Here is a 26361-nt window from a genome sequence, read left to right as displayed (position 1 = left end):
GAACAGATGCCGACGCCTATCAACCGAGATCCCACACCTCCGCCGTGCGCGATGGCGGCTCTGCCACCGGCGGATTGTCCCGGGATTCCTCGATGTGCTTCTCGATGCAGCTCAAGATTGTCCCGAAGTCCGAGGTCTTGCTCACGAAGGGCAGGCCCCCCGTCTGTGTCTCCCCATCCGGCGTGTCCGGATTCTCCTCGACCAAGGCGGTCAGCATCAGGACCGCGACGTTCTTGAGATGCGGGTCGGCGCGGAATTGCGCGACCACATCCCCGCCGTCCATGCCGGGCATCACGACATCGATCACGCAGAGCTCGGGCATGAACTCGTGTGCGACCCGCAAGGCTTTGGAGGAATCGTTGACCTCCATCACTTCGAAATTTCCCACCTCTTCGAGGTTCGCCTTCAGCAGGGCGGTGAAATCCGGTTCGTCGTCCACGATCAGAATCCGGGTGGTATCCATGGTCTCCTTCACTAAGCCAGAACCGCGCCATCCGCAAGAAATGCCGGGACGCTGACGCGGATTTCCGACACCCCACCGCAAGAAATGCGCTGGAACTCCCCCCAAATCCGTGCCATCTTCACGTCATGCCGGAGGTCCCGAAATTTCCATTCAACAACCCCAAGCTCTCCAAGGAGGAGGCGCTGAAACTATGGACCTTGAACAACCCCTCGCCGCACTCGGCGGACGAATCCCTCCGGCGAATTGGGGTCGCCAGAGTCCCAAAGCCACTTACGGAGAAATCCGCGGAGAAGACGCGCGGCTAGGAGCTTGGGCGCGCAGGACAGGATGTTTCCTCAATGACACGGCAATTGCCGAGCTAGCTGATAGTGCCGACCGCAGGGATGGCGGCGAAGAACACGAAGTATTTCTCTACTCGGAAAGAGAGGCTGCTTTCGTCCTCCGGCTTACCCACGGCAACATGTTCGGTCATCCCGACCGGACTCCACGGGAGTATCTCTCCCGCTGGCGGACCTTCAACCAGCTCTTCCCCGCTGCCGCCGTCGAGTTCGAAGGCTATGCTCAGAACGCTTGGGGAAACGGCATCATCGTGACACGCCAACCCTTGATCAACGGGGAAAAGCGAAGCCTGGAAGCCATTGCAGAAGCCTTGCTGCCACTCGGTTTCGAAGCCAGTCCAGACCGGGACTTCTGCTTCATCCACCCGGCGAGTGCCATCGAAATCCACGACGCGCACGAGGACAACGTCCTCTTCGACGGCGACGGCAACATGATCCCGATCGATGTCTGGATCTACGACCCCAACGACCTCTTGGGCTAAGCTTCACCACCTCACGCCTTCAGCGTGATCGAAGCCCGCACTCCGCCCTCCGGCCGGTTCTCCAGCTCGAGGATCCCGTTGTGCAAGTCCACGATCTTCCGGCAGACCGCCAGCCCCAGCCCCGTGCCGACGCCGGTCGGCTTGGTGGTGAAGAAGGGGTCGAAGAGCTTCGACATGATCGCCTCGTCGATTCCGCTGCCGGTGTCGTCCACCTCGATCCGCACGATCCGGTCGCCCTCCCGCAAGTGACCCGTGGTGCGCACGCCCTCGTCCCGGCGCACCCCGCTCAGAGTCCGGCTGAAGGCGCGGACCGTCAAGGTCCCGCCACCATCCATGGCATGCATCGCATTGATCATGAGATTCACCAACACCTGCTCCATCTTGGTGGAATCCACGCTCACATGAGGCAAATCGGGATCGAGTTCCTTGACCAGCTCCACCCGCGCCTGCCGCAGCGGATACTCGACCAAGGCGAGCGCATCACCGATCACATCGGAGATATCCTTGGCCTCGACCGAGAGCTGCCGCGCCGAGGAATAATCCACCAACCCCTTCACGATCTTCTTCGCGCGATCGATCCCGCGCTTCATCCGCTCGATGGTCTCAAGGCCCTGCGCGTCGTCCTCCGGAATCCGCCGCGCCAGCAGCTCGATGCCCATCCCGATCATCGCCAGCGGGTTCTTCACCTCGTGCGCCACCCCCGCCGCCAGACGCCCGACCGATTCCATCTTCTCCGCTTGGATCAATTGCTCCTGCGCGCTGCGGAGATCGTCATTGGCGTGGATGAGATCGTCATTGAGCCGGTGCATCGATTGCTCCGCCGCCTTGCGGTCGGTGATGTCGGTGGAAATCGTCCCGATCGCCTTCAGCTCGCCCCGCAGGTCGCGCAGCGGGAACTTCACCGAAACGTAGGTCCGCGGCTCGTTGTCGACGTAGAGCTCCTCGTCCATTTGCAGGGACTCTCCGCGCTCCGCGACCAGCAGGTCGTGCTTGCGGAATTTGTCCGCTGCCGCCTTGTCCCCCATCAGCTGGTGATCGGTGAAGCCCAGCACGTCCTTCCGTTCCAGCGCGAAGAGATCCTCGAAGCCGCGGTTCACCATCAGGTAGCGGCCCTTGAGATCCTTCATCGAGATCACCGCCGGGCTGTTGTCGATCATCTCCTGCATCCGCTGCTCCGCCTGGATCGCCTTCTCCTGCGCCCGCCGCTGCTCGGTCACATCGCGGTCCATGCCGACGATCCCCCAGGCCCTGCCGTCGGCATCGCGCAGCAGCACCTTGGTGGTCACGAAGTAGTGGTGGTCGCCCTTGCGCAGTTCGAGCTGCCACTCGCGGTTAAGCACCGGATCGCCGGTCTCGATCATCCGCAGGTCCTCCTCCTTGCCGGTGCGCACCACCACTTCGGGAAAATAGTCGGCAGGCGTCTTGCCGATCATGTCTTCCGGACATTTCGCACCCACCCAATCGGCCATCGCCTTGTTCACCACCAGGTAGTGCCGCTCCAGATCCCGCGCGAAGATCTTGTCCGGGAAGCCGTCGATCAGCGAGCGCAGCATGTTGCGCTCGCGCTCCAGGATGTGCTGGGTCTCCACCAGTTCGCTCACGTCGCTCGACATCCCGAAGGTCCCGATGATGTGACCCTCGCGGTCGCGGAATGGCATCTTGTTGGTCAGCACCCAGCCGATCTTGCCGTTCGGAAAAGTCTCGCGCTCGACCAGCCCGTTGATCGAGTTGCCCGTCTTCACGATCTTCATCTCGTCCGCCCGCGCCTGGTCGGCATGCTCGGGGTCGAACAGGTCGTGATCGGTCTTGCCCACCAGATCCTCCGGATGCCCCCGGCCCACCCATGCGGCCATGCTCTGGTTCACCCGAAGGAAGCGTGATTCCTTGTCCTTGAAGTAAATATTGGCCGGGACATTGGCCATCAGCATCTCGAAGTAGTGCTCCAGCTTGTGATGCGAATCCCGCCCCTCGCGCAATTGTTTCTCCAAGTCGCGGTTCACCTCGGCCAACCGCGATGCCGTGCTACCGCCCTCCCCCGCAGCCATCTGCCGGCTCCTGCCGCCCGCAAGAAATCCCCCGGCGATCAGCACCGCCGCGCCCACCCCGATCCGCACCCCGCGGGCCGATGGCACGTTCATCAGGCAGACCGTCCCGCCGAAGATGACCAGCGCCGCGATGGCCGCGGAAGCACTCGATGACGAAGGGATTTTCACCCCTCTATCAGATCATCTCCGGCCAAGCTTGTAAACGACCCGTTTGGATCGACCGAACCGAAGCGGCGAGAGCTTGGAAATCGAACTCTTCCACCGATCACTGCTCACTGATCACTCGGCACCTGCCTTTCCTCGCGTTCCCTCCGCGACCTCTGCGCCTCCGCGGTTCGCCCCCCTTCAGCAAAGCCGCACCATATCCTTCACAAACTGGCCCCACAGGAACAGCAATCCCCGGAACGAATACTCGAAATGCCCGTCGCCCGTCGCGCGGATGATCCCGGCATCCAGATTGTGCCGGATCTGGTTCTTCATCTCGGCCTCGATCGATTCCTCGATCTCGTCCGGATCCGGCATCCGCAGGCTGTCCATATCGACATTCAGGCGCTGCAGGAAATCGTGGTGGTCCCGCAGGATGTGGTGGAAGCAGTTGCGCTCGCAGGGCACATGGTTCCAGCGCATGTTGCCCGGGCACTTCAGCGTCGGCGAGAAGGGGAAATTCGTGGTTCGCAGGATCCGCCCCGTTGCATCGCGGGAGGTCACCGAGATGAATGCGAAGGCCACGTCGCCCTGCTCGCACAGGCAGACCGCGCTCACTGCCCGCTCCTCGGGATGCCAGAAGAGCCGGAAATACTGCTTCATGCCCCCCCATTCCCAACCGCAATCATCCACGTGCTCGAATCCGGCCTCCTCCATCGCCGTGGCCGCTTCCACCGCATTCGGGAAAAATGCGGGGTCCGGCACTTCCTTCTGCCGTAGCCGGTTCTCGAGCGGCAGCCGCATCCGCCGGATCCGCGTCAGCAGCTCGACCCAGGGCAGGAAAAACCACACCGCCACCCCCGCCGCTCCCCACCACCAGCAGGCGGTGAGAAAAAACAGCGCCAGGAAGCTCGCCGTCAGAAACACCACCGCCCCCGCCTTGCGCACCACCGCCTTTCGCGCCGAGCGCAGGCCGATGGCGAGGACGAAGAGTCCGATGACGATGAGGCATTTTTGCATGGTTTCCGGGAGGGCGGAAACCAAACGCCCCCAGCCCCGGCGTCAAGAAGGACCTTGAGGGGCGAGTGATTGCCGACGCCGGACTTCTCCGCGCGATTACCGCACCTGTCCAGTGAATCGTTTCCCAGCAGGAGGGAAGACGAAACAGACCTCCGCGGGAAACCGCCCGCGCCCCCACTCGGGGGAATCGCACCCGAAAAAGCGCTTAGTGCCGCCGGCGCAGGAACCCCCGCGCTCCAAGCACCCAACCGCATCGCCGCCGGGAATCTCGCATGAATACGACCAAGTGCCGGGAGCCGCAGGATCCTGGCACTTCTTCGAAAAAGCCGTAGAACGGCGACGTCGCGTTTCCTTGCGCGCCCATGACGCCACGTTACATTTCGGTTAGGCGGCGCGGTCCCTGCTACCGCACCTCCAAGCACCATCATGGCCATCGAGCGTTACGAAAATTTCACCCCTTCCATCGCCACCACCGCCTTCGTCGCGGCAAGCGCCGACCTCATCGGCCGCGTCTCGGTCGGCGATGAAGGCAGTGTCTGGTACAACGCGACCATCCGCGGCGACATCAACGAAATCGTCGTCGGCCCGCGCTCGAATGTGCAGGACAATGCCGTGCTCCACGTCTCGGAAGACCTCGGCACCTACCTCGGCGAATTCGTCACGGTCGGACACTCGGCGATTCTCCACGCCTGCACCGTGAAGGACGAAGTGCTCGTCGGCATGGGGGCCATCATCCTCGACGGCTCGGTGATCGGCGAGCGCTCGATCATCGGTGCCGGCTCGCTCGTCACCGGCGGCACCGTCATCCCACCTGGCTCTCTCGTCATCGGTTCGCCGGCCAAGGTCGTGCGGACCCTCTCCCTCGACGAACAGGCCAAGGTCAAAATCTGGGCCGAGAAGTACATCGTCCAGAGACGCAAATTCCTGGAGCGGGCATGAGGCAATGCCGTTCAGGCCCGGAACAGCCTTTCGTTCCCGATTCACGGACAACCCTCTTGAGAGCGCGGAGCTACTGGCCCGCAGGACGGTCCCTCGCTGTCTTGGACACGAAAAGGTAGGCAGCCAAGCGATGGCGCTCTTTGTTAGCATCGTTGCTCAGGCTGCTTCTGCGGGGCAGTGCCTCCGCGCTGCGGAACGACCGCCTTGTCCGGATGGCTCGATCCCCGCGAAGGCACGTGGACTACGATCCACTTCGCACCATCTCAACGCCTCATTCACCGCTATGAATATCAAATGAAATAGATATTTAAGAAAAGCGAATTGTTAGAGTGAATATTGACATTTGTTAGTATTTTGGCTTCAAGATTTAGGGTCGCCATGCACTCCCACACCCTACATGAACACACCCCTGACCTCCCTGCGTCTGAAGGCTCTCTTCCTTCTGGCCGCGGGCTCCTACCTCCCGCTCCCGCTTCATGGCGCGGAGTTCGCCTTCGACCTCCTGCCGGAGGCTGAAAACCAGCAACTCGGTTCAACTTTCGCTGCCGTCGGTGACGTCGATGGCGACGGCACCGCCGATGTCGCGATCTCCGATCCAAGCTACCTTGCCGAGGGCCTCTTCGGTTCCGGCGTAGTCTTTATCGTGAGCGGCGCAGACGGTTCGCACCTGCGCACCTACCTCCCGGAGGCCTCGGTCTCCTCCCAGTACTTCGGGATCTCGCTCGCCGCTCTCGATGCGAATGGCGATGGCACCATCGACCTCGCCGTCGGCTCGCCTGGCTATGCTGGCGAAACCGGCTACGGCACCGGCACGGTCCGCGTCTATTCCGGCACCGATGGCTCGCTGCTCTCGGCGGGATTCGGCACTGCCAGTTCCCAGTTCGGCGGCGCGATCGCCAATGCCGGCGACCAGAACGGCGACGGTGCGGATGACCTCTACGTCGGCGCTCCCATGGCCTTCAGCAACCGCGGCGCGGTCTTCGTCCAGTCCGGTAGCGATGGCTCGATCCTGCGCACGATTCAGGCGGATATCACCTTCACCACCTTCGGTACCTCTCTCGCCGCTGTCGGCGATATCGATGCCGACGGTAAGCCTGATCTGGCCGTGGGCGCTCCCGCCTACCGCGTTTCCGGGAATTACCTCGGTCGCGTCCTGCTGATCCGCAGTTCAGATGACACCACGGTCACCCAATTGCCCGGCACCGGCAGCAGTCCCCGCCTCGCCTACACCCTGGCCCCGGCGGCAGACGCGAATGGCGACGGCGTTGGCGACCTGCTGGTCGGCTCCTACTCCGGTGGCACCGCGCTGCTGGTCTCCGGCACCGACCTCACCACCATCCGCGATCTCTCGATCACCGGCCTGCCGACCTTCCAACCCGTCAATGTCGGCGGGGGCCTGGACTTCGACGATGACGGTGTGGAAGACTATCTGATCGGCTCGCCCGCGCTGAATACAGCCACTACTCCGAACCCGTCCGGCGGTGTCCGCATCATTTCCGGCCTGGATCAGAGCACGCTCTTCGAGCAACTCGCCTCCGCGCCCTTCACCGGCCTTGGCAGCGGCATGAGGCCCCTTCCCGGCTTCGGCTTCGCCTTCGGCGAGAACTCGCTGACCGACGCTGAAACCGGCGGTCGTGGCATCGGCCACTTCTGGAGCATTCCTCAAGAAGACACTCCCCCACCACCGGTCGACACCGATGACGACGGGATCTTCGACGACGTGGATGTGGTGATCAGTTCCATCATGGACACCACCGTCGGCATCCTCGGCGTGAACAGCAGCGTGCCGAACCGCGTCGATGCCACCGGCACCACCCTGGCCGACCGCTACGCCGCCCTGCCTGCCTTCAACAAGAAGAAGCCAGCGCAGTATCTCGTCGCGGTCACGCTCCTGACACTGGATCTGACCAAGAAGGGGCTACTGACCACCAAGGAAGCCACCCGCATCGTCGCCGCCGCCACGGTCGGCGTGATCCGCGGCGTCCTGTGCCGCTGAAGCATCCCAACTCCCAACGCCCCGGGCACAAGCCCGGGGCGTTTTTGCAGGGAGGGGCCCCAACCGGAGTGCCTCCGTCAGCTCGCTCGCCACTTCCGCCCCGCTCATCCGATTCGGATTCTCTTCATCCGTATACCTCCGGTCATCCGCGATTGAATTGCTTTTTCCCTTTGCCAACCCTGACGGAAAGCCAAGGAAATGTCCCGACTACCTATGCGCACTACCTACGAAGAGATCGAAGCCGAGTGGGAGCGGCTCGCCCGCGGTCTTGGTGCAGCATTTCCACCAGAGGCAAAGGCGACAATGATGGCGAAGATGCAGCATGGCTGTGGCTTGCCTGTCACGGCGCGATGCATGCACTGCGGTGAGTTGATGCGCGTAACCGACCACGGAACGGCTTGGACCATGAGTTGCCCGTGCGGTCGGTCGAAAGACACAATAAGAGGACTATGACCGCTAGCTATGCTAGCTAGCGTTTGCAAACGGCTGCGACAGATTGCAATCCGACCTCGGATTTCTCGCTTCACCAGCCCATCGCAGGGCCAACTTCTCCCGGCAGCGGCGTGAGCACGCAGAGCAGGGTCGAACATCTATCAATCCCTCTTCCAGTCCCGTTACAACCCGCCTTGAATCTCCGCCCAGCCATGCTCCACCACCTCTCCTTCGCCGTGACCGACCTCGCCCGCTCCGCTGCCTTCTACGACGCGGCCCTCACGCCCCTGGGCTACGTCCGCGTTTGGGATGACGACGAAGCCGTCGGCTATGGCCACGCCGGCGGTGGGGACAAGTTCGCGATCAAACTCCGCTCTGAAGTGATCGTGCCGGGCGAAGGCTTCCACATCGCCTTCTCCGCACCCACGCACGATGCCATTGATGCCTTCCACGCCGCAGCCCTCGCCCACGGTGGCGAGGACAATGGCGGCACCGGGTTCCATCCCGAATACGGCGATACCTACTACGCCGCCTTCATCATCGATCCCGACGGCTACCGGATCGAAGCGGCACTTCACAAGAATACCTGAGAGCCACTCACAGCAACTCCATCTGCATCTTCTCCTCCGGCTCCTTGAAGCGCACACCCACACCTAACAGCCTCACGCCCTTCCCCTCCCCGCGCAGCCAGGCCTCCTTCAGCAGTTCCTCGAAGATCTCTCCGTCCACGACCGCGTGGGCACGCTCGGCGGTGGTGCGGGTGAAGTCCTCGAACTTCAGCTTCAAGACCAGCGAGCGGATCTGCCGGTCGTCGTGACGGGCGAGATCCTCCGTCAATTCCTCCAGCATGGAATGCATCCGCGGCCGGAGGTCTTCCACCGAGTGAAGGTTCTCCCGGAAGGTGTTTTCGTTGCTCATCGACTTCCGGATCCGCTCCGTCCTCACCTCGCGGGCATCGATGCCGCGGCACAGCTCCCACAGCTCCAGCCCCCAGTTCCCGAAGCGCCGCGCCATCTCCAGCTTGTCGAAGCGCTGGAGCTCGCCGCAGGTGCGGATGCCGATGCTCTCGAACTTCGCCGCCATCTTGCCGCCCACGCCCCAGATCTTTCTCACCGGCAGCTCCTTCATGAAGGCATCCACCCCTTCCTGGGTTACCTCGTACTGGCCGTCGGGCTTGTTCCAATCGCTGGCGATCTTCGCGACCATCTTGTTCGGCGCGATCCCCGCGGAAGCGGTAAGGCCGCCGGTCTCCTCGCGGATCTGAGTACGAATCTCACGGGCCAGCGCCGCGCCTGAGGAATTCAGGTGCGAGAGATCCAAAAAGGCCTCGTCCAGGGACAGCGGCTCGATTTTCTCCGTGAAGCGCCCGAAGATCGCCCGGATCTGCGCGCTCACCGCGTGGTAGAGTTCGAAGCGCGTCGGTACCATGATCAACTGCGGGCAAAGCTGCAGCGCTTTGAAAACCGGCATCGCCGAACGGCAGCCATACTTCCGCGCCTCATAGTTTGCCGTCGTCAGCACCCCGCGCCGCGAACTCCCGCCCACCCCCACCGGCTTGCCGCGCAGCGACGGATTCTCGCGCTCCTCGATCGCCGCGTAGAAGCAATCCATGTCGATGTGGATGATCTTGCGCATCGCGGCTCGCCGAAAGCATCGGCGCGGCCAGCGCAATCGGCAAGCATCAGCAACACCGCGCAGCGCACTCCCGTTTAGTAATCAGTGCTTGGTAATTAGTAATTTTCTTCACGCCAGCACCTTCCAATCATGCCTCACCCCCTTCGTGAAGGCATGCAACATCTTCCCGTTCGCATCAATGTGCCGGATCGTCAGCACCTGGCCCGTCAGCGAGAGGTGCGTGAACCCGTTCACCGCCAGCACGGTCGAGCCCTTGCGGATCTTCTCCGGGGTCTTATAGATCCGCGCCCCGCCGCCACCGGAAAGGACGAATGAGGTGCGATGCTTCTCGAACTCCATGTGCTGCAGGTCGTGATCGTGCCCGCAAATGTAGACGTGCACACCGTGCTTCTCCAGCAGCGGCGCGAGATCCCGCACCAGCTCCTTCGTGTCGCCATGGTTCGCATCCGAATACACCGGGTGGTGCCCCGCCACGATCGTGAAGGGCGCACGCTTCGAGGCGAGCTGCTCCTTCAGCCACTTCATCTGCGCCTCCTGCTCCTCCTGCTGCATCCAGCAGGGCCGGTCATTGTGAATCGCGCGGTTGATCGGCTCCCAATTGGTGTCGAGCATCAGCAGGGTGATCTGCGGATTCACCGCCGGCAGATCCACCCGGTAATACTTGGCCGGGAAAGTCCAACGGGTCGGCCGTTCAAGCGAGGCGGCATAGCCAAGCTGGGCCAGCTCGTTGCCCGGCGTATCGTGGTAGTCGTGATTCCCCAGGATCGCCCAGCATGGCCCCGGGAAATCCTTGCCCGGATAGACGTCGGAAAACCCGCTCCGCCAGCGCGGCGACTTCACCCCGCCGGGCATCTTGCCGTAGAAATTGTCGCCAAGCAGGAGTAACCCGTCCGGCTTCTTGCCGAGCGCCGCCGCGTAGCGCTGCATCGCGCGGCCGACCGCCTTTTGCGCGACATCGCCGGTGCCGAAATCCCCGAGCGCCAGCAGGTCGAGCGTCCCGCCAGCCGGGACCGCTTGGGCGGATGCCGGGGCAGCCAAGTTCAACTCCATGAAAACACTGGAGCAAAACAGCGTCTTGAGCGCCCGGCGCCGGTTCATCGGAAAGTGCATGGCATTAGTCAAAACGTCACCAAAAGTCGCAATCAAGGCTACAAAAAGAGGTCGGCTTCATTTCCTTTTCTTCGATCTGCAGAACTCCTTACGCCCGAAGGCTTCCCAAGGTTTAGACATCATTTCACCTTGGAAACAGCCGAACTTGAGACGACAAGTGCGACGTGCCTGAGTTGGTCCGCGTCGAACCCATTGCCCTGCTCCCCACCCCCGCCGGTTGTGCCGTGTTTCTCGGCGACGGGAAGAAATCGATCGTCTTCTACATCGATCTCGCCATCGGAGCCTCGATCAATGCCGCCCTAGCCGGGGAAACCCCGCCCAGGCCGCTTACCCACGACCTCTACCTTTTCACCCTCGAAGCCTTCGGCGCGAAGGTCAGCCGGGCCATCATCGTGGCGCTGGACCGGGAAATTTACTACGCCCGCCTGATCTTGGAGGCGGAAAACGAGATCATGGAGCGCAAGATCGTCGAGCTCGACGCCCGGCCCAGCGACTGCATCGCCATTGCCGTCCGATCGGGGGCCCCGGTCTTCGTGGTCAAGGACTTGTGGGATTCGCTCGACGACATGTCCTCGGTCCTCCAAGACATGAAGGACAAGGGAATGGAGCTAGGCGGCGGCTAGGAGGGCGATGACCCGCCGGTACAATCCTCAGCAAAAAACTCCCCTTGCGCAGCTTCAGACTGCTCCTAATTTCGGAAATCATGCCCGCCAGCCTCCCCAGCTACTTGTCCGAGGAAATCCTGCTCCACCCGGAGAACCGGGAGTTTCCACCCTTCGATCTGGTCCGCCTGCTCGGAACCGTCTTCAAGCCCACGCAGGGCTGTCGCGTCTGTATTTTGACCGACTTCGAAGAGCCCGCGGGGCTGATCAAGGATTTCAATTTCCTCAAGGAAGCCGGTTTCCCCGTGCAGAAGAAGGCCCACGAATCCTTCTACCTCGGCCTGAAGAACGGGGCCATGAAGCAACTCGGCATGCACGGCGGCGAGATGTTCGCCTACAAGGTCACCCACGGCTCGAATCTCGATCTGGAAGACGAGGTCTGGGATACGAATGGCACGAAACTCTCCTTGGATCGGGACATCTATCCGCACTACGACCTGATCCTCTGCATCTCGACCTTCTCCGCCACCGCCCCGCTGACCGCGAAGGCCAAGGAATTCGGCTTCCGGGGAGCAACCCTGCACGGCCTGAATGACATCATCCTCAATTCCGGCCTAGCCGTGGATTACTACGAGGTTTCGGCCGATGCCGAGAAGCTCCGTCTGGCCATGACCAAGGCCGACGAGGTGGAAATCGATTTCGAATTGGAAGACGGCCGGATCCTGACCGCTTGGCTGGGCCTGAATGGCCAGGAGGCGCAGAAGTCCCACGGCCTCTGTCAGGGCAAGAAGCCGGACATCGCGAACCTTCCCGCGGGCGAGGTTTACTTCGTGCCGCAGGACGCCCGCGGCCATTTCCCGATGAAGTATGAGGACGGCACGCTGGGCCTGCTGACGGTCGAAAACCGCTGCATCCTCCGCTCCGACTTGATCCAGGGCAACCAAGCCACCATCGACCGACACAATGCCCGGCTCCAAGATGATCCGATGACCGGCACGCTGGGCGAACTCGGTTTCGGCACCCAGGTCCTGCCGGTTTCCTTCGCCGACATTCAGGATGAGAAAGTCCTCGGCACCTGCCATCTGGCGACCGGTCGCGACGACCATCTCGGCGGGGACATCGTGCCGGAGATGTTCAAGAAGCACGAGAACTCGACTCACGACGACATTCTCTTCGCCCCGCACAAGACGCCGAATTTCAATATCAAGCAGGTGCGGATGAAGCGCGGCACGCAGCGCGAGATCCTGATCGAGAATTTCCGCCCGGCGCGCTACCTGATGGATGCGCTGGCGGGTTGAGTTCCTCACCCAAGCGGTCCAGCGTCGCCCCCATGAAACGCTACCATCGCGTCGAATTCAGCGAACTCCCGCCGATCGAGTGCTCCTGCGGCACCACGCGGCGGGCCTTCGTGGACAAGGACGATGCGCCGGCTTCCGCCCACTATTTGGAAGTAAGCGACGAGCCGCTGAGCCACTACCACCTCAAGACCACCGAGATCTACGTGGTGCTGGAAGGCGAAGGCTTCATCGAGCTCGATGGCGAGATGGTCCCGGTGAAGCCACTCAGCGCGGTCATGATCCAGCCCGGCTGCCGCCATCGTGCGGTCGGAAAAATGAAGATTCTCAATATCCCCGTGCCGAAACACGACGACGCCGACTTCTACTACGACGAAGGCGCTCTGAAACCCGGACAACTCGCCGCCCATTGAACGCCAATCCCTACGAGAGCAGCCGCCTGCTCGCTGAATACCTGCTCTTCCATTACGGCGCGGCAAACGAAATCCTGCCGGAGGAGTCGCCCGCGGGAATGCGCGAGGCGCTGGATTTCGCGGTCCGGACCACGAAACATTTCTCACCGGGTCAGGTGGCGCGGACCTTGGATCTGGGCTGCGCGGTCGGCCGCTCGACCTACGAGCTTTCCCGCGACAGCAGCGAGACGCTGGGAATCGATTATTCGCACAGCTTCATCCACGCGGCGCTCGAGCTGGCGATAGGGCCACTCTCCTACGAGCGCCTGGACGAGGCCAAGCTCCGGACCGCGCTCGAAGCACGGATTCCCGCCGGCCTACCGGTGGGAGAGGTCAGCTTCGAGACCGGCGACGCGATGGCCCTGCGGCCGGATCTCGGGGATTTCGACCGGGTCCACGCGGCGAATCTGCTCTGCCGGCTGGGTTTCCCGGCCATGCTGCTCAAGCGCTTGCCCGACCTCGTCCGGCCCGGCGGAGAGCTGGTACTCGCCACGCCCTGCACCTGGCTGGGGGAATTCACACCGCCGGAGAATTGGCCGGTGGGCAGCACCCTCGATTGGCTGACCGACGAGTTGGCCCGGGACTTCGAACTGCTCAAGGTGACCGATGAACCCTTCCTGATCCGGGAAACGGCGCGGAAGTTCCAGTGGACCCGCTCAATGCTGACGGTGTGGCGGAAGAGGTAGCGCGGCGGCAAGGCTTGTGAAGGCCTCTGATTTTAACCGCGAAAAGGCGCGAAAGAGACGCGAAATTTGAAAGGCAGGAAAGACTGGGATTCAATGCCTGCCTTGATTTTCCCGGCTGTTTAGGTTTCGCGAAGTTTCGCGCCCTTTCGCGGTTAAAATAAGTCTTAGCCGACCCTCACCCTCTCACTACTTGCGAAGAAGAGGATGCCCACCCTTCGCCTCGGTGATATGCGGCGGGCGCAGGTAGACCGGCTGCGGCGGCAGGGCCGATAGGCGCGCGATTTCAGCGGTGGATAGGCGCAACCAGACCCCCGCCAGACGGACGGCATCCGGATGCTCCAATAAAATGCGTTCCGCGATTTCCGGGGACAGTCCTAGCTTCTGGACCGATTCCAGGGAGAACAGCGAGACATCCCCGGCCTCCCGGATCTCCGTCTCCAGTTCCCCCGCGGAACAAAGTTCGGGTTCCCGAATTAACAACCCGTCCTCGATCACCGCCCGCCAAGCACTCCCCCGCCGGGCATCGCCGATGGCAATCACCCTCCCCTTCCCCGCCGCCGGCACGGCTAACAGGGAGCAGAGCCCGACCGCCGGGCAGCCGTGGACCAGCGCGACCCCTTGCCCCGCCGCGATCCCGACCCGGGTCCCGCTGTAGCTCCCGGGACCGGTCCCGATCACCACCGCAGCCAGATTTTCCCCCGCTGCCAGACAGGCCAGAGCCCGCTGCAGCGGCGCGAAGAGCAGCGCATTGTGGCTGCGGTCGCCGGTGAAGGCCTCCTCGCGGACCACGCTGCTGCCACGCAGCAAGGCCAGCGAGGCACGGGGCGTGCTACTTTCGATAAACAGTCGGGCGGCGTCCGGCACGGCAGCAAGCATCCGCAATCCCCTTCCCACGGCAACCCCCGAGTCTCCCGAAAATCCGCGGGCGGCGGGGCTTTCCCGCGGGACCGGGATTCCCCTTGCAGGGGTCCGCGCTACCCGCTTTGTTCCGTGCAAATTAAGCACCCGTAACCCGTCTCACCAACCCCATGACCGACTACGCCAAAGGCCTCGAAGGAGTCATCGCCAATGAATCCGCTCTCAGTAATGTGGAGGGTGCCGAAGGCCGCCTGACGTATTTGGGTCACACGATCAACGACTTGGTCGAAAATTGCTGCTATGAGGAAATCGTTTTCCTGCTGCACAAGGGCCGGCTGCCGAAACAGGCGGAACTCGACGCGATCCAGAAGCGCCTGCGCGGCGACCGCGAGCTGCCGGCCGGGGTGATCGAATTCCTCAAGAACGCGCCGAAGGACGCGAACCCGATGGACGTGGTCCGCACCGGCGTCTCGATGCTCGGTCTCTACGACAAGCGGGCGACCATCGGCGCGCCGGACTTGGGCAAGGTGGAAGAAGTCGGGCTCTCGCTGGTGGCGAAGGTGCCGGTGATCGTCGCCGCCTTCCATCGCTTCCGCCAGGGCCTGGAACTGCCGCCGATCCGCGAGGACCTTTCGGAAGCCGCGCATTTCCTCTATCTCGTCAATGGTGAAGCCCCGAGCGAAACGGCGACCCGCACCCTCGACGTGGCCTACATCCTCCATGCCGACCACGGCATGAATGCCTCCACTTTCGCCGCCCGCGTGACCATCGCGACGCTTTCGGACGTTTACTCCGCCATCACCTCCGCCGTCGGCACCCTCAAGGGCCCGCTCCACGGCGGCGCGAACGAAGGCGTGATCCACATGCTCCAGGAAATCGGCGAGCTGTCGAAGGTCGACGCCTACATCGAAGGCAAGCTGGAGCGGAAGGAGAAGATCATGGGCATCGGCCACCGCGTCTACAAGGTGCTCGATCCGCGCGCCCCGCACCTCCAGAAGCTCGGCAGCCAGCTCACCGCCGAACTCGGCGAGCCGAAGTGGATCCAGATGTCCGACCGCATCGCCGAGATCATGCGGGAGCGCAAGGGCCTCAACGCGAACGTCGATTTCTACTCGGCCACCGTCTACTACTCGCTGGGCATCCCGACCGACCTCTTCACCCCGATCTTCGCCATCTCCCGCACCTCCGGCTGGACCGCCCAGGTGCTCGAGCAATTGCGCGACAGCCGCCTGTATCGCCCGCTGACCCTCTACATCGGACCGAAGGGCCCAGTGCCCGTGCTGCCGATCGCGGAGCGGTGATACGGGTTAGGCGCGACAAGGTCGTTTCAACGGTCAACGGGCAGCAGCTTGCGCTCCCCGAGTAGCTCCGCCCAGCGGGGTTCGAAGACTTCCGAGGCGGGTATCGGGACGCCGTTGTCGGGATAGTCCCCTGCCCCCAAGCCCCTACCGGCGCCGCTGCCGCCGACCTCGGTGGTCGCAGCCAGGCCGTTTGCGTTGCGCGTGATTAGAAAGAGGATCTCTTTCGTAGGGGAGCGGAAGTAAAAGTTTTCCCAGTTGATGCTGCCGATCAATGCCTCGGCAATCTCGGGCGCGAGGGAGCTGCGGAGCCCGGCCTTCGCCTCCTCCGAGATGTGCTTGGAGGGATCTTCCATTCCGGATTGATCGAGGAGGATTCCCGATTCATCCGCACGGGCGACTTTGACGTGCAACTTCTCCGCCTTGAGCATTTCGGCAGTCGCCTTCGACATCACGGCCATGACATCGTTTCGCTCGCGGTCGCCCACCCCCATCAAGGTTAGAGCGTTCGTCATCTTCTTGTCGATGTTGGTGAAGTCGCTGCTGGCAAATTCGCGTTCCTTTAGGATCTTGGCTATGGATCCGAGCGGGACAGTGATGAGGGTTTAAGAACCGCTGCGCGCTTTCGGAACCCGGGCCGAGCGAGCCTTCGTAGGGCCGACTTCTTCTTCCGCCGAGGGCGGGGGGAGGGAGGGCTCTGTTTGAGTGAGCTCACCCTGGTGCGTGGCGCGGGAAGGATCTCTCCCGGCTCCGGTCGAGCTACTTTCCTTTTCCGAGAGATAGACGGCGCCTCCGAAAAGGAGAGCGGCAGCGGCGATGGCTGCGGACAATTTGACAGTGGCTGATGTGGTCATGGTCGTGATCGTGAGGAAATGGTGAAGAACGAGGGCGCGGCGAGAGGTGCTATCTGGAGCACGGTAGCCGCCAGCACCGCGGCAGAGGCGGGTGGCACGCACAGGGAGTGCGCGGCGAGCAGGCTGCCGAGGACAGCACCGGAAACGTTCACCCCCCGGCGCTTGAAATGGTTTCCCAGCCGCTCGAGCGCCCGCTGCAATTGCTTGCGCAAGGCGGCCTGGCTGCGACCGGTGAGCGAGCCGATCTGCGGGTAATCCAAAGCTTCGAAATAGCGCAGTACCACCAGTTGCCGGTCGGCCGCCGTGAGTTTTTGAAGGGCCTCATCGAGGTGAGCTTCGACCTGCCGCCATTCGGGAATTCCCTCGGGTGTCTTCATGGTGGAATAGCGGCTCATCAGTTCACGCCGGCGGACTTCCTTTCTCGCGAGATTGGAATGCGCAGCGATGCAGCCAGCCAGCCAGTTGATCGGGAGCGATCGCGGAGGCCTTGCGCGCCAGCATGATGAAGACCTGCTGGGTGACATCCTGTGCCATCGCATGGCTTTGGAGCCGCCGCAGGGCCACGCCATGGACCATCGCGGAATGGCGGTCGAGGAGCTTCCGGAAGGACGGCTCATCGCGCGTTGCAACGAAGCGTTGCAGGTCGCGGTGGTCGTCGCTTGGTTCTCCCTTCATTCATCCATAATACGTCATGGCGGAAAGTGGCTGTGACTTTTTTCTGTTCGTGGGACTCGATGGTGCCTTGGCGAAGGCTCTCGCAGATCCTGGTATCTGTCGCGGAAGCGGGGACAAGAGTGTCCCCTCTCCTCATGCATCCATCAGTGCGGAGCGCTCCTTGATCTTCGCGATCGCCCATGAGGCGTGCTCGGCGACGAGAGAGTCGGGATCTCGCGCCGCGATCTCCAAGGCGGCCAGGTCGTCGGCATTCCCAGTGTTGCCGAGCACCACGCAAACATTGCGCAGGAAGCGCGGGCGCTTGATGCGCTTGATCGGGGACTTGGAGAAGAGAGCGCGGAATTCCTCGTCTGTTAGAGCGAGGAACTCGCGTGGCTTCATCGCGAAAACGGCCTCCCGCGCATGGAAGCGGGATTCGCGGGAGAGTTTGGCGAATTTGTTCCAAGGGCAGACTTCGAGGCATTCGTCGCAGCCGTAGAGGCGGTCGCCGATAGCTTCGCGGAATTCCTCAGGGATCGGGCCCTTGTGCTCGATGGTGAGGTAGGAGATGCAGCGCCGGGCATCGACGCGGTGCGGGGCGGTGATCGCATTCGTCGGGCAGGCGACGATGCAGCGGGTGCATTTGCCACAGTGATCGCCGAAGGGTGCATCCGGCGGCAGTTCAAGGGTGGTCAGCAGCTCGGCGAGGAAGAACCAGGTGCCGAGATCGCGGTGGATCTGGACGGTAGATTTCCCATTCCAGCCGAGGCCGGCGGCGCTGGCGTGATCGCGCTCCAGCACCGGGCCGGTATCGACGTAGAAGCGCTGCGTGCCGCCGAGCGCCTGCATGCCCTCGTCCATGCGACGCAGCATCTTCTCGACGATATCGTGGTAGTCGTCGTTCCACGCGTAACGGGCGATGCGGTAGCCTTCCGCGGGATTACTACCGGGATAGTAGTTCAGCGCCAGCGTCACGACCGAGCGGCAGCCGGCGAGCACCTCGCGCGGATCGCAGCGGCGCTCGGGGGTCCGCTCCATCCAGGCCATGTCGCCGTGGCAGCCGTCGGCGATCCATTCGCGGAAGTTCCCGGCATGCTGCGCCTCCGCCGCCGCTGCGATGCGGCAGTCATCGAAGCCGACCTCGCGGGCGAGGGCTTTGATGGCTTCGGCGGGTTGCATGGGAGAACGATGCACCGCGGGGGAGGAATCGCCAAGTGAAGAGGAGCCCTCGAGCGCCCCGCTACAATTTGTGACAAGCGTGGATTTGACACCGCTCCCCGGGCCTCCTTCCCTCGGACCCATGAACTTGAAAAGTCTCGGGCTCGGCACGCTCCTCCTTTGCCTCGCGCTGCCGGCGTCCGCCACGATCGTCGGAACCTTCAATATCCGCTACGACAACAACGGCGATGTGAAGTCCGGCAACAGCTGGAAGCAGCGCGCCCCGATCATCGCGAACCTGATCCGCTTCCACGACTTCGACATCCTGGGGACCCAGGAAGGCCAGCCGCACCAGATGGAGGAATTGTGCGGACTTCTGCCCGAATACGGCTGCTCCAAGCACGGTCGGGACGATGGCAAGAGCGCCGGAGAGCACGCGGGGATCTACTTCAAGAAGGACAAATACGAGCTACTCGAAGACGGTTTCTTCTGGATTTCCGAACACCCCGACCAAGCCGCCCCCGGCTGGGATGCGATGTTCCCGCGGATCTGCGGCTGGGCGAAGCTGAAGCGGAAGGCCGACGCGAAGGAAGTCTTCTTCTTCACCCTGCACATGGACCACCGCGGTGCCGTCTCCCGCATACAAGGCGCGAGCGTGGTCCTCAAGAAGATCGACGAGATCGCGGGGCAAAACCCTGCCTATCTGACCGGCGATTTCAATAGCGACCAGAACAGCGAGGGCTACGCGATCTTCAAAGGCTCCCCGCGCTTCGCGGATTCATTCGATACCGCCACCGTCCGCTTCGCTCCGAACGGCACGGCGAACGGATTCAACGTGAACGCGATGACGGAGAGCCGGATCGATCACGTCTTCGTCGGCAAGGGCGTTCCGGTGCGGCGCTACGGCGTGCTCACGGATACCTACCGCATCACCCGCGAGCCGGATCCGGAGGAAAGCACGTCGGGGAGTTTCCCGAAAGAGGTGAAGTTCGAGCAATTCGAAGCCCGCCTGCCCTCCGACCACTTCCCGGTGCTGGTGGAGACGGTGGATTAACGGCAGGGACCTCTCCGAAAGGTCCGGCTGGGAGCGGCAGCAGCAGGCGACTAACAAGCGCTTTTCAGAGGCGGCACGCCATTCGCCGGACCGCTTGGAAAGCGGTCCCTGCCTATACGTCCTCTCAAGCCTGAGCGCTGAAGTGGTAGCGCGCGCTTTCCAAGATCCCACAGGCGATCTCCTCGGTCTCCAAGCCCGCGGTCTCCAACTCCAAATCCGCGATGTCGTGGTAGAGCGGGCTACGCTCCAGCAGGAGTTGCTCGACCTTCGCGCGCGGATCGGCGGTCTGCAGCAGCGGCCGGTCGCGGTTCCGCGAGGTGCGCTGGAGGATCACATCCACCGGGGCTTGCAGCCAGACGACGTAGCCCAGCTTGGAGAGCGCCTTCCGATTGGCCTTCCGGCAGACGATGCCGCCGCCGGTGGCAATGATCCGGCGCGGGGTATGCGGAGCGGAGAGTTCCTGCAGGATCGCGCTTTCGAGGTCGCGGAAGGCCTGCTCGCCGCGGCGGGCGAAGATTTCCGGAATCGTCATCCCGGTCTTCTCCTCGATCAGGTGGTCGGTATCGATCATCGGGTAGCCGAGCAGCCCCTGGAGCTTGCGGCCGACGGTGGATTTCCCGCAGCCCATCAAGCCAATCAGCACGATGTTTTTCGGCAGGCCGTCCACAGGATTCATGGCGGCATCGTAACCGCGCCCCTCCCCCGCGCAAAGTGCCAAGTATGGGATTTGTAAATACGGGCTGGCCCGCGCCCGCCCGTCCGCATCAAGCTTCGCCCGTGCCCGAGACCCGCATCATCTCCGTCGACGAAGAAGACATGAAGACCGCCGTCGAGGAGGCCGTGGCCCTTCTCGCCCAAGGCGAAGTGGTGGCCCTGCCGACTGAGACGGTCTACGGGCTGGCCGCGGATGCCTTCAATGCGGACGCTGTGGCCAAGGTCTTCGCCGCCAAGGAGCGACCGGCCTTCGACCCGCTGATCGTCCACATTTCCTCCTTCAAGGAGCTGGCCGAGGTGGCCGAGGTTCCGGAAGACATCTCCGCACTGGTCAAGAGCCTGGCCGGGGCCTTCTGGCCCGGGCCGCTCACGATCATCCTGCCGAAAACCGCCAATGTGCCGGATCTGGTCACAAGCGGACTGCCGACGGTGGCGGTGCGGCAGAGCGGAAACATCATTTTCCGGAACGTGGGCAAGGCCCTCGGCCGGCCGATCGCGGCCCCGAGCGCGAACCGCTTCGGGCGGATTTCCCCAACTTCCGCGAGCGCGGTCATGAAAGAGCTGGACGGCCGGATTCCCCTGATCATCGACGGCGGTGCCTGCCGGGAGGGAATCGAGAGCACCATCGTGACCCTCGAGGCCCGCGGCGAGCAGAGACCGGTGATCCACATCCTGCGGGCAGGCCCGGTGACCAAGGAGGAGCTCCAGAAATTCGGCAAGGTGGTGATCGAGAAGAAGGTCAGCGACCGCCCGGATGCGCCGGGACAGCTCGCCAGCCACTACGCGCCCCGGACGCCGCTGCTGATGTTCGACAAGCCGGAGGACTTCCGCCCGGAGCCCGGCAAGAAATACGGCCTGCTGAGCTACCGCGGCGACCCGAAGGCCGGCTACATCGATCTTCACGAGTGGGAGATCGTCGAGGAACTCAGCCCCGGCAGCGGCAAGCTGATGGAGGCGGCCCTGCGACTCTTCCACGTGATGCGGGTGCTCGACGAGGAAGGCCTCGACGCGATCGTGGCCGAGCCGGTGAGCGAGACCGGCCTGGGCGTGGCGATCATGGACCGCCTGAGGCGGGCCGCGGCACCGAGGTAGGCCCGGTCTTGCGTGTGTTAGGATCGCGCCTATTTTCGGAGCGCGGCAGAATGAACAAGCCTCTCCCAACCGGCACCCCTATCGCGGGTGCCGAAGCATTTCTCACGGAATTCGCCCGGACCTTCGTCCACAAGGCTTTCCGAGAACGCTTCGTGCATGAGGCTCTCAAAAAGAACGCCCGGCTTCACTCCCGGATCTGCCACGAAATTGAAGATGTCTTCCCTACCTCCTGCGCTGGTGGAGAGCCATCCTTCGCGGCAGATGACCCCTGCATCCCGATCTGCGGGACCGCCTGCGATTTGCAGGAGACGCGCTGGGTTGATCTTTCGGTGTATGTGAAGCGCGGCTTTGGCGCTCTCATCGCATCCGCAGCGGGCGATCGGTTTTACGCCGAGACGGAGTCGGACTACGGATTTCCCTACAAAACTTACACCGGCTCGAAACATCGGGCTGCTTCAGCCTGAATTAAGGAGTGCCGCCCCATGCGCCGGAAAAAAGTCATCGTACAAGCCTTAGTGACCCTGCTCCTCCTCTGGGGCGTGGTCGCATCGGTGCGCGCCTTCGCGACCTCGAAGCAGATTACCGCCGAAAAGGTCGCCGCGGTGGTGAATGAGGCCGGCTTCGAGGATTGGTCGGGGCAGTCTTCCCCACTCGACGCCGATCGCGCCAAGCAGCGCGAGAAGAAGATTCGCGAGATCTCCGGCCTGATCAACCGCCTCGACTTCGCCGAGCGCGAGAAGAACCGCGACGAGCGCTCCGGCGAAAAACTCTACCGCCGGATGACCCCGGACGAAAAGAAGCTCTTCATCGACCTGACCGTGCGCGAGTCGATGGGCAAGTTCATGGAGGCGCTCGACCAATTGCCGCCGGAGAAGCGCAAGCAATTCGTCCAGCAGGGCCTGAAGGAGATCGAAAGCGGCAGGACCGGCGAGGACATGGCGCGCGCCGCGGAACTGGACAAGAATTTGTTAGAGACGATCACCAACGAGGGCATGCGGGCTTACTTCGAGAAGGCCAGCGCGGATACCAAACTTGATCTCGCGCCGCTCATGGAATCCATGAACGAGGTCATGCAGGGGCTGCGCGGGCAGGAATTCGGACCCGGCGCACGATGAGCAAGCTTCCCCGCAGACCGGCAGGTTTCACGCTCACCGAGCTGCTGGTGACGCTGCTGATCCTGACGGTGCTGGCGGGCATCGCCTTCCCGATCGGCAGCGCGGTGATGGCACGCTCGCGCAGCGCGGCCTGCATCTCGAACCTGCGGCAGATCGGCGTCGGCCTGGAGGCCTACCTGCAGGACCACGCACAGACGATGCCGAACATTGCCGCCGGCCGGAAGTCGAAGGGGGAGGACACGCCGGTGTTAGAGACCGAGCTCGCCGCCTACCTCCCGAATCCCGAGGGCTTCCACTGCCCCGCCGATCACGAGATCTTCGAGAAGAGCGGCTGCAGCTACATCTGGAACAGCACCCAGAGCGGCCGGCACCGCAACAAGCTGGAGTTCTTCGGCAAGTCCGGAGCGGATAAGCGCATTCCATTGATCACAGACAAAGAGGACTGGCACCCCGGCGAAACCGGCACGAACTTCCTCTATGCCGACCTCTCCGCCTCCGCCAAGGTCAAGTTCGGCACCAACCGTTAGACCCATGCTCAGCGTCACCGGCCTCTACAAATCCTTCGGCGGCAAGCCCGCGCTGCAGGACGTGTCCTTCAAGGTGGAGCCGGGCGAAATCCACGGCCTGCTCGGCCACAACGGAGCAGGCAAGAGCACCTCGCTGGGCATCATCCTCGGGATGGTCGAGCCGGACCGCGGCGAGGCGCTGATCGGCGGCGTCTCGGTGCAGAAGGATCACGCCGGAGCATTGAGGCAGGTCGGCGCGATCTTCGAGAGCCCGGCCTTCTACGAATACCTCTCGGGGTGGGAAAATCTCCGGATCCTGGCGAGCTACTCGGGCCGCTTCGACGAAAAGGAAGCGCGCCACGTCGTCGCGCAAGTCGGGCTGACCACGCGCATCCGCTCGAAGGTCGGCTCCTATTCCCACGGCATGCGCCAGCGGCTCGCGCTCGCCCAAGCCCTCCTGCCGGAGCCGAAGGTCCTGCTGTTAGACGAGCCGACCGACGGGCTCGATCCGGAGGGCATCAAGTGGTTCCGCGATTTCATCCTGGGCCTGCGAAAGGAGCGGGGCATCACCGTGCTCTTCAATTCCCATCTTCTGGCAGAGGTCGAGCAGATGTGCGACCGCGTGACGATCCTCCAGGAAGGAAGACTTGTCTATGAGGGCACCCTCCAGTCACTCCGCGACGAGGCTCCCGTTTACGAGGTTGCGCTCGAGCCTTGGAATGATGCCAGGACCTTCCTCGAACTGAATGGCGTCAAGGTGCTAAGCCCGGGGAAGATCGCCCTGCCGGCTGAGCTCGACCCGGCGATCATCGTCGCCGCGCTGGTCGGCAGCGGCATCCGCGTCTCCGCCTTCGCGCCGGTGCGGCGATCGCTGGAGGACCTTTACCTCGAAATCACCTCGAAGCCCTCGAAGGAACAGGCCCTGCCGTTTCTCCCGCTCCCATGAATTTCCTCATCCAGCTGTTAGGCGAGCTACGCAAACTCTTCGGGCGCCGCCGGACCTACATGGGCTATGTGGTCTTCCTGGTGATGGAAGCGATCATCCTCACGGTGTTCAAGTTACCCGCCAGCCAGCGCAGCATGCGCGAGTTGATTGAGAGGAATGGTCTTGGCTTCACCGAATACTATAGCTCGCTCACCGTGACCTACTGGATCATGGGTTTCAGCATGTTCCTGCTCGGATCGATTTATTTCGCGCTGGTGGCCGGGGACATCGTGGCGAAAGAATCGGAAGACGGGAACTTGCGACTGGTTCTAGCCAGGCCGGTATCGCGGCTGAGAATCTTGCTGCTGAAGTACTCCGCCGTCTCCCTCTACACCGTGAGCTTCGTGATCTTCGTCGGAATCACGGGCTACGCCATGGCGGTGATGGCGCTCGGCTGGGATGGCGGACTCTTCATCTGGAACTTCAAGATGAAAGTTTTCTCCGCATTCCCGAGGGATGAGGGATTCGCCCGCATCGCGATGTCGTCGATCGGGATCGGGCTCAGCATGATCACCCTGTCCTCGATCGCCTTCATGTTTTCCTGCTTCAAGATGAAGCCGGCGGCGGCGACGATTGTCGCGCTCAGCATCCTCTTCGTGGATATGGTCCTGCAGGAGTTTCCCTTCTTCAAACCCTACGAGCAGTACTTCATAACCTGGCGGATGAGCAACTGGGTCTACCTCCTGGAGAACAATATCTCCTGGGCCAAGCTGGCGGGGTCCTACGCCTTTCTCTTCGGGCTGAACGCCACGCTTTTCCTGATCGGCTACACCGTGTTCCGGCTGCGGGATTTCAAGACCTGACCTGAGCCAAACGGCTAAAAACGCAGCGGGCGGCCGGCAGGTCACCGAGGGTCGCCTTCCCCGGAGTTGCCGACCGCCCGCAGAGAGGGAGATCGTTTCGCTTGTTGTGTTGGGTTCCGTGAGGAACAAGCGCACATTGCCATGGATTTCGGCCCCTGCGTATTCCCTGATCGCGTAGGGTCTCGCCGAATTAATGATTTTCGCCGTTTCCAGGAGCGGGATGCCGCCCGAGGATGGCCGCGAAATGCGGGACGACACGCGACGTTGGATCGAGGCCGACAAGGAACACTGCTGGCACCCTTTTACCCCGCAGGCTGCTTGGGAACAGGGCGAGCCGCTGGTGCTGGTGCGCGGCGAGGGCGCCTGGCTGTGGGATTCGGAGGGCCGGAAATACCTCGATGGCAACTCGTCGATCTGGACGAACATCCACGGCCACAATCATCCGGCGCTGAATGCGGCGCTGGTGAAGCAGCTCGGCGAGGTGGCGCACACTTCCTACCTGGGCTTCGCAAATCCCCGCGCCAGCGAACTCGCGGAGCGGCTCTGCGGCTTCTTTCCCGCGGGCACCCTCGAGCGCGTCTTCTTCTCCGACGACGGCTCGACGGCGATCGAATGCGCGATGAAAATGGCGATCCAGTATCGCCAGCAGACCGGCGAGCCTGAGCGCAGCGGCTTCATCGCCTTCGAGCAAGCCTACCACGGCGACACGATGGGCGCGGCATCGCTGGGCGGCGTGCCGCGCTTTCACGAGCGCTTCCGGAAGCACGGCGTGCCGGTGACTTTCGTCAGCGACATGCGTTCGCTGGCCGCCCTTCCGGCCGAGCTTGTCCAAGACACCTGCGCGGTGGTGATCGAGCCTCTCATCCAAGGCGTGAACGAAATGCGTCCTTGGCCCCAGGGCATGCTCCGCGAACTGCGTGCGTGGTGCGACCGCCATGGCGTCCACCTGATCCTCGACGAAGTGATGACCGGCTTCGGCCGGACCGGGAAGATGTTCGCCTGTCAGCACGAGAACGTCATACCGGACTTCCTCTGCCTCGCTAAAGGCCTGACCGGCGGCTACATGCCGATGGCGGCGACGCTGACCACGGCGGAGGTTTACACGGCATTCCTCGGCGCGGCGGAGAATGCTTTCTACTACGGGCATAGTTATACCGCGAATCCACTGGGTTGCGCGGTGGCCCTCGCCAACCTCGACCTCTTCGAGAGCTCGAAGGTCTTGGAGCAACTGGACGGAAAGATCCGCCTCCTCGCAGAATTGCTCGCAGGCTTGAAAAAACCCGCCGTGAAAGAGATCCGCCAATGCGGCTTCGTCGCCGGGATCGAGCTCCAGGAAGGCATGGGAACCAAGGCCTGCCTCGCGATGCGCGAGCACGGCCTCCTAACCCGGCCGATCCGCGACACCGTCGTGCTCATGCTGCCGCTCTGCGTGACAGAGGAGGAAATCGGCTTGGCCGTGGAAGCGGTCCGCCAAAGCGTGGAATCTTAGCCAATCGGACAGCTCTTCCGCTGGGAGTGCGGAGCCACCGGCCCGCAGAATGGTCCCACGCTGCCGTCTGCAGGAAGAGCCCGCGGTATCCCAGCGCCAGTATCCACCCAAGCCGCAAGATGCCCCTTGCCCAAAAGGTAGC

Annotated in this window: 28 protein-coding genes; 17 read left to right on the top strand and 11 right to left on the bottom strand. The window is 62.9% G+C overall.

Annotated elements, in window-relative coordinates; translation table 11 throughout:
• Positions 1-19: 19 nt before the first annotated feature.
• The gene (locus ABWK72_RS19630) at positions 20-463 is read right to left on the bottom strand and encodes a two-component system response regulator (protein WP_367871272.1); all 444 of its coding nucleotides are present in this window, start codon (positions 461-463) and stop codon (positions 20-22) included.
• Positions 464-653: 190 nt separating this feature from the next.
• On the opposite strand from ABWK72_RS19630, the gene ABWK72_RS19625 reads away from it, so the two are divergent.
• Complete coding sequence (locus ABWK72_RS19625; protein WP_367871271.1) at positions 654-1283, top strand: hypothetical protein; 630 nt, start codon at positions 654-656, stop codon at positions 1281-1283.
• An 11-nt stretch (positions 1284-1294) separates the two neighbouring features.
• On the opposite strand, the gene ABWK72_RS19620 is transcribed toward ABWK72_RS19625, so the two are convergent.
• Both ABWK72_RS19620 and ABWK72_RS19615 read right to left on the bottom strand, forming a co-directional pair.
• A complete protein-coding gene (locus ABWK72_RS19620; RefSeq protein ID WP_367871270.1) occupies positions 1295-3496 on the bottom strand; it encodes a PAS domain-containing protein in 2202 nt (733 codons plus the stop codon).
• 177 nt (positions 3497-3673) lie between these two features.
• Positions 3674-4492: a hypothetical protein gene (locus ABWK72_RS19615; RefSeq protein ID WP_367871269.1), complete on the bottom strand. Its 819-nt coding sequence runs from the start codon at positions 4490-4492 to the stop codon at positions 3674-3676.
• A gap of 426 nt (positions 4493-4918) precedes the next feature.
• On the opposite strand from ABWK72_RS19615, the gene ABWK72_RS19610 reads away from it, so the two are divergent.
• The 3 genes from ABWK72_RS19610 to ABWK72_RS19600 all read left to right on the top strand — a co-directional run bounded on the left by ABWK72_RS19610 (position 4919) and on the right by ABWK72_RS19600 (position 8449).
• Entirely contained in the window at positions 4919-5431 is a 513-nt protein-coding gene (locus ABWK72_RS19610; RefSeq protein WP_367871268.1) for a gamma carbonic anhydrase family protein, read from the top strand.
• A 397-nt stretch (positions 5432-5828) separates the two neighbouring features.
• Positions 5829-7427: a VCBS repeat-containing protein gene (locus ABWK72_RS19605; RefSeq protein WP_367871267.1), complete on the top strand. Its 1599-nt coding sequence runs from the start codon at positions 5829-5831 to the stop codon at positions 7425-7427.
• A gap of 644 nt (positions 7428-8071) precedes the next feature.
• Positions 8072-8449, top strand: coding sequence for a VOC family protein (locus tag ABWK72_RS19600; protein ID WP_367871266.1), 378 nt, complete (start codon positions 8072-8074; stop codon positions 8447-8449).
• Positions 8450-8456: 7 nt separating this feature from the next.
• Here ABWK72_RS19600 and dinB read toward each other — a convergent pair whose 3' ends face one another.
• Both dinB and ABWK72_RS19590 read right to left on the bottom strand, forming a co-directional pair.
• A complete protein-coding gene (gene dinB / locus ABWK72_RS19595) occupies positions 8457-9494 on the bottom strand; it encodes a DNA polymerase IV (RefSeq protein WP_367871265.1) in 1038 nt (345 codons plus the stop codon).
• A gap of 108 nt (positions 9495-9602) precedes the next feature.
• Positions 9603-10592, bottom strand: a complete 990-nt coding sequence (locus tag ABWK72_RS19590; RefSeq protein ID WP_367871264.1) for a metallophosphoesterase — start codon at positions 10590-10592, stop codon at positions 9603-9605.
• Positions 10593-10768: 176 nt separating this feature from the next.
• On the opposite strand from ABWK72_RS19590, the gene ABWK72_RS19585 reads away from it, so the two are divergent.
• The 4 genes from ABWK72_RS19585 (at position 10769) to ABWK72_RS19570 (ending at position 13639) form a co-directional block, all read left to right on the top strand.
• Positions 10769-11227: a bifunctional nuclease family protein gene (locus ABWK72_RS19585; protein WP_367871263.1), complete on the top strand. Its 459-nt coding sequence runs from the start codon at positions 10769-10771 to the stop codon at positions 11225-11227.
• A gap of 80 nt (positions 11228-11307) precedes the next feature.
• Positions 11308-12504 (top strand): hypothetical protein, encoded by a 1197-nt coding sequence (locus ABWK72_RS19580; protein WP_367871262.1) that lies wholly within the window; start codon positions 11308-11310, stop codon positions 12502-12504.
• Positions 12505-12536: 32 nt separating this feature from the next.
• Positions 12537-12914, top strand: a complete 378-nt coding sequence (locus ABWK72_RS19575) for a cupin domain-containing protein (RefSeq protein WP_367871261.1) — start codon at positions 12537-12539, stop codon at positions 12912-12914.
• A complete protein-coding gene (locus tag ABWK72_RS19570) occupies positions 12911-13639 on the top strand; it encodes a methyltransferase domain-containing protein (protein WP_367871260.1) in 729 nt (242 codons plus the stop codon). The genes ABWK72_RS19575 and ABWK72_RS19570 overlap by 4 nt, the downstream gene beginning before the upstream one ends.
• A 186-nt stretch (positions 13640-13825) precedes the next feature.
• On the opposite strand, the gene tsaB is transcribed toward ABWK72_RS19570, so the two are convergent.
• Positions 13826-14503, bottom strand: coding sequence for a tRNA (adenosine(37)-N6)-threonylcarbamoyltransferase complex dimerization subunit type 1 TsaB (gene tsaB, locus ABWK72_RS19565; protein ID WP_367871259.1), 678 nt, complete (start codon positions 14501-14503; stop codon positions 13826-13828).
• A gap of 164 nt (positions 14504-14667) precedes the next feature.
• Here tsaB and ABWK72_RS19560 point away from each other — a divergent pair, with 164 nt between their 5' ends.
• On the top strand, positions 14668-15798 hold the full coding sequence (locus ABWK72_RS19560; protein ID WP_367871258.1) for a citrate/2-methylcitrate synthase: 1131 nt from the start codon (positions 14668-14670) through the stop codon (positions 15796-15798).
• A 26-nt stretch (positions 15799-15824) separates the two neighbouring features.
• Here ABWK72_RS19560 and ABWK72_RS19555 read toward each other — a convergent pair whose 3' ends face one another.
• The 4 genes from ABWK72_RS19555 to queG form a co-directional block, all read right to left on the bottom strand.
• On the bottom strand, positions 15825-16310 hold the full coding sequence (locus ABWK72_RS19555) for a hypothetical protein (RefSeq protein WP_367871257.1): 486 nt from the start codon (positions 16308-16310) through the stop codon (positions 15825-15827).
• 335 nt (positions 16311-16645) lie between these two features.
• Complete coding sequence (locus ABWK72_RS19550; protein WP_367871256.1) at positions 16646-17044, bottom strand: RNA polymerase sigma factor; 399 nt, start codon at positions 17042-17044, stop codon at positions 16646-16648.
• A 4-nt stretch (positions 17045-17048) separates the two neighbouring features.
• Positions 17049-17324 carry an RNA polymerase sigma factor gene (locus ABWK72_RS19545; protein WP_367871255.1) on the bottom strand — a complete coding sequence of 92 codons (276 nt, stop codon included), beginning with the start codon at positions 17322-17324 and terminating at the stop codon, positions 17049-17051.
• Positions 17325-17456: 132 nt separating this feature from the next.
• Complete coding sequence (queG, locus tag ABWK72_RS19540; RefSeq protein ID WP_367871254.1) at positions 17457-18482, bottom strand: tRNA epoxyqueuosine(34) reductase QueG; 1026 nt, start codon at positions 18480-18482, stop codon at positions 17457-17459.
• A gap of 121 nt (positions 18483-18603) precedes the next feature.
• Here queG and ABWK72_RS19535 point away from each other — a divergent pair, with 121 nt between their 5' ends.
• The gene (locus ABWK72_RS19535) at positions 18604-19515 is read left to right on the top strand and encodes an endonuclease/exonuclease/phosphatase family protein (RefSeq protein ID WP_367871253.1); all 912 of its coding nucleotides are present in this window, start codon (positions 18604-18606) and stop codon (positions 19513-19515) included.
• A 124-nt stretch (positions 19516-19639) separates the two neighbouring features.
• Here the strand turns inward: ABWK72_RS19535 and ABWK72_RS19530 are convergent, their stop codons facing one another.
• Positions 19640-20191: a shikimate kinase gene (locus ABWK72_RS19530; protein ID WP_367871252.1), complete on the bottom strand. Its 552-nt coding sequence runs from the start codon at positions 20189-20191 to the stop codon at positions 19640-19642.
• Positions 20192-20292: 101 nt separating this feature from the next.
• Here ABWK72_RS19530 and ABWK72_RS19525 point away from each other — a divergent pair, with 101 nt between their 5' ends.
• From ABWK72_RS19525 to bioA, 7 genes are all read left to right on the top strand, one after another.
• Positions 20293-21321, top strand: a complete 1029-nt coding sequence (locus ABWK72_RS19525; RefSeq protein WP_367871251.1) for an L-threonylcarbamoyladenylate synthase — start codon at positions 20293-20295, stop codon at positions 21319-21321.
• Between the two features lie 50 nt (positions 21322-21371).
• On the top strand, positions 21372-21785 hold the full coding sequence (locus ABWK72_RS19520) for a hypothetical protein (protein ID WP_367871250.1): 414 nt from the start codon (positions 21372-21374) through the stop codon (positions 21783-21785).
• 18 nt (positions 21786-21803) lie between these two features.
• The gene (locus tag ABWK72_RS19515) at positions 21804-22436 is read left to right on the top strand and encodes a hypothetical protein (protein WP_367871249.1); all 633 of its coding nucleotides are present in this window, start codon (positions 21804-21806) and stop codon (positions 22434-22436) included.
• Positions 22433-22963, top strand: coding sequence for a prepilin-type N-terminal cleavage/methylation domain-containing protein (locus tag ABWK72_RS19510; RefSeq protein ID WP_367871248.1), 531 nt, complete (start codon positions 22433-22435; stop codon positions 22961-22963). Before ABWK72_RS19515 ends, ABWK72_RS19510 begins: the two co-directional genes overlap by 4 nt.
• 4 nt (positions 22964-22967) lie before the next feature.
• Complete coding sequence (locus ABWK72_RS19505) at positions 22968-23888, top strand: ABC transporter ATP-binding protein (protein ID WP_367871247.1); 921 nt, start codon at positions 22968-22970, stop codon at positions 23886-23888.
• Entirely contained in the window at positions 23885-24730 is an 846-nt protein-coding gene (locus tag ABWK72_RS19500; protein WP_367871246.1) for an ABC transporter permease, read from the top strand. The genes ABWK72_RS19505 and ABWK72_RS19500 overlap by 4 nt, the downstream gene beginning before the upstream one ends.
• A 220-nt stretch (positions 24731-24950) precedes the next feature.
• Positions 24951-26219: an adenosylmethionine--8-amino-7-oxononanoate transaminase gene (bioA, locus tag ABWK72_RS19495; protein ID WP_367871245.1), complete on the top strand. Its 1269-nt coding sequence runs from the start codon at positions 24951-24953 to the stop codon at positions 26217-26219.
• Positions 26220-26361: the final 142 nt, after the last annotated feature.

The sequence above is a fragment of the Luteolibacter sp. Populi genome (assembly GCF_040801775.1).
Taxonomy (GTDB): Bacteria; Verrucomicrobiota; Verrucomicrobiia; order Verrucomicrobiales; family Akkermansiaceae; genus Haloferula.
Note: the sequence above shows the minus strand (reverse complement) of the source record. Positions and strands in the feature narration are given on the sequence as shown.

What these genes read in the sequence shown, in the direction of transcription:
- ABWK72_RS19630 (WP_367871272.1), bottom strand. Translation starts at nt 463, where the DNA reads ATGGATACCACCCGGATTCTGATCGTGGACGACGAACCGGATTTCACC.
- ABWK72_RS19625 (WP_367871271.1), top strand. Translation starts at nt 654, where the DNA reads ATGGACCTTGAACAACCCCTCGCCGCACTCGGCGGACGAATCCCTCCG.
- ABWK72_RS19615 (WP_367871269.1), bottom strand. Translation starts at nt 4,492, where the DNA reads ATGCAAAAATGCCTCATCGTCATCGGACTCTTCGTCCTCGCCATCGGC.
- ABWK72_RS19610 (WP_367871268.1), top strand. Translation starts at nt 4,919, where the DNA reads ATGGCCATCGAGCGTTACGAAAATTTCACCCCTTCCATCGCCACCACC.
- ABWK72_RS19605 (WP_367871267.1), top strand. Translation starts at nt 5,829, where the DNA reads ATGAACACACCCCTGACCTCCCTGCGTCTGAAGGCTCTCTTCCTTCTG.
- ABWK72_RS19600 (WP_367871266.1), top strand. Translation starts at nt 8,072, where the DNA reads ATGCTCCACCACCTCTCCTTCGCCGTGACCGACCTCGCCCGCTCCGCT.
- dinB (WP_367871265.1), bottom strand. Translation starts at nt 9,494, where the DNA reads ATGCGCAAGATCATCCACATCGACATGGATTGCTTCTACGCGGCGATC.
- ABWK72_RS19590 (WP_367871264.1), bottom strand. Translation starts at nt 10,592, where the DNA reads ATGAACCGGCGCCGGGCGCTCAAGACGCTGTTTTGCTCCAGTGTTTTC.
- ABWK72_RS19580 (WP_367871262.1), top strand. Translation starts at nt 11,308, where the DNA reads ATGCCCGCCAGCCTCCCCAGCTACTTGTCCGAGGAAATCCTGCTCCAC.
- ABWK72_RS19575 (WP_367871261.1), top strand. Translation starts at nt 12,537, where the DNA reads ATGAAACGCTACCATCGCGTCGAATTCAGCGAACTCCCGCCGATCGAG.
- ABWK72_RS19560 (WP_367871258.1), top strand. Translation starts at nt 14,668, where the DNA reads ATGACCGACTACGCCAAAGGCCTCGAAGGAGTCATCGCCAATGAATCC.
- ABWK72_RS19555 (WP_367871257.1), bottom strand. Translation starts at nt 16,310, where the DNA reads ATGACGAACGCTCTAACCTTGATGGGGGTGGGCGACCGCGAGCGAAAC.
- ABWK72_RS19550 (WP_367871256.1), bottom strand. Translation starts at nt 17,044, where the DNA reads ATGAGCCGCTATTCCACCATGAAGACACCCGAGGGAATTCCCGAATGG.
- ABWK72_RS19545 (WP_367871255.1), bottom strand. Translation starts at nt 17,324, where the DNA reads ATGAAGGGAGAACCAAGCGACGACCACCGCGACCTGCAACGCTTCGTT.
- queG (WP_367871254.1), bottom strand. Translation starts at nt 18,482, where the DNA reads ATGCAACCCGCCGAAGCCATCAAAGCCCTCGCCCGCGAGGTCGGCTTC.
- ABWK72_RS19535 (WP_367871253.1), top strand. Translation starts at nt 18,604, where the DNA reads ATGAACTTGAAAAGTCTCGGGCTCGGCACGCTCCTCCTTTGCCTCGCG.
- ABWK72_RS19530 (WP_367871252.1), bottom strand. Translation starts at nt 20,191, where the DNA reads ATGAATCCTGTGGACGGCCTGCCGAAAAACATCGTGCTGATTGGCTTG.
- ABWK72_RS19520 (WP_367871250.1), top strand. Translation starts at nt 21,372, where the DNA reads ATGAACAAGCCTCTCCCAACCGGCACCCCTATCGCGGGTGCCGAAGCA.
- ABWK72_RS19515 (WP_367871249.1), top strand. Translation starts at nt 21,804, where the DNA reads ATGCGCCGGAAAAAAGTCATCGTACAAGCCTTAGTGACCCTGCTCCTC.
- ABWK72_RS19510 (WP_367871248.1), top strand. Translation starts at nt 22,433, where the DNA reads ATGAGCAAGCTTCCCCGCAGACCGGCAGGTTTCACGCTCACCGAGCTG.
- ABWK72_RS19505 (WP_367871247.1), top strand. Translation starts at nt 22,968, where the DNA reads ATGCTCAGCGTCACCGGCCTCTACAAATCCTTCGGCGGCAAGCCCGCG.
- ABWK72_RS19500 (WP_367871246.1), top strand. Translation starts at nt 23,885, where the DNA reads ATGAATTTCCTCATCCAGCTGTTAGGCGAGCTACGCAAACTCTTCGGG.
- bioA (WP_367871245.1), top strand. Translation starts at nt 24,951, where the DNA reads ATGCCGCCCGAGGATGGCCGCGAAATGCGGGACGACACGCGACGTTGG.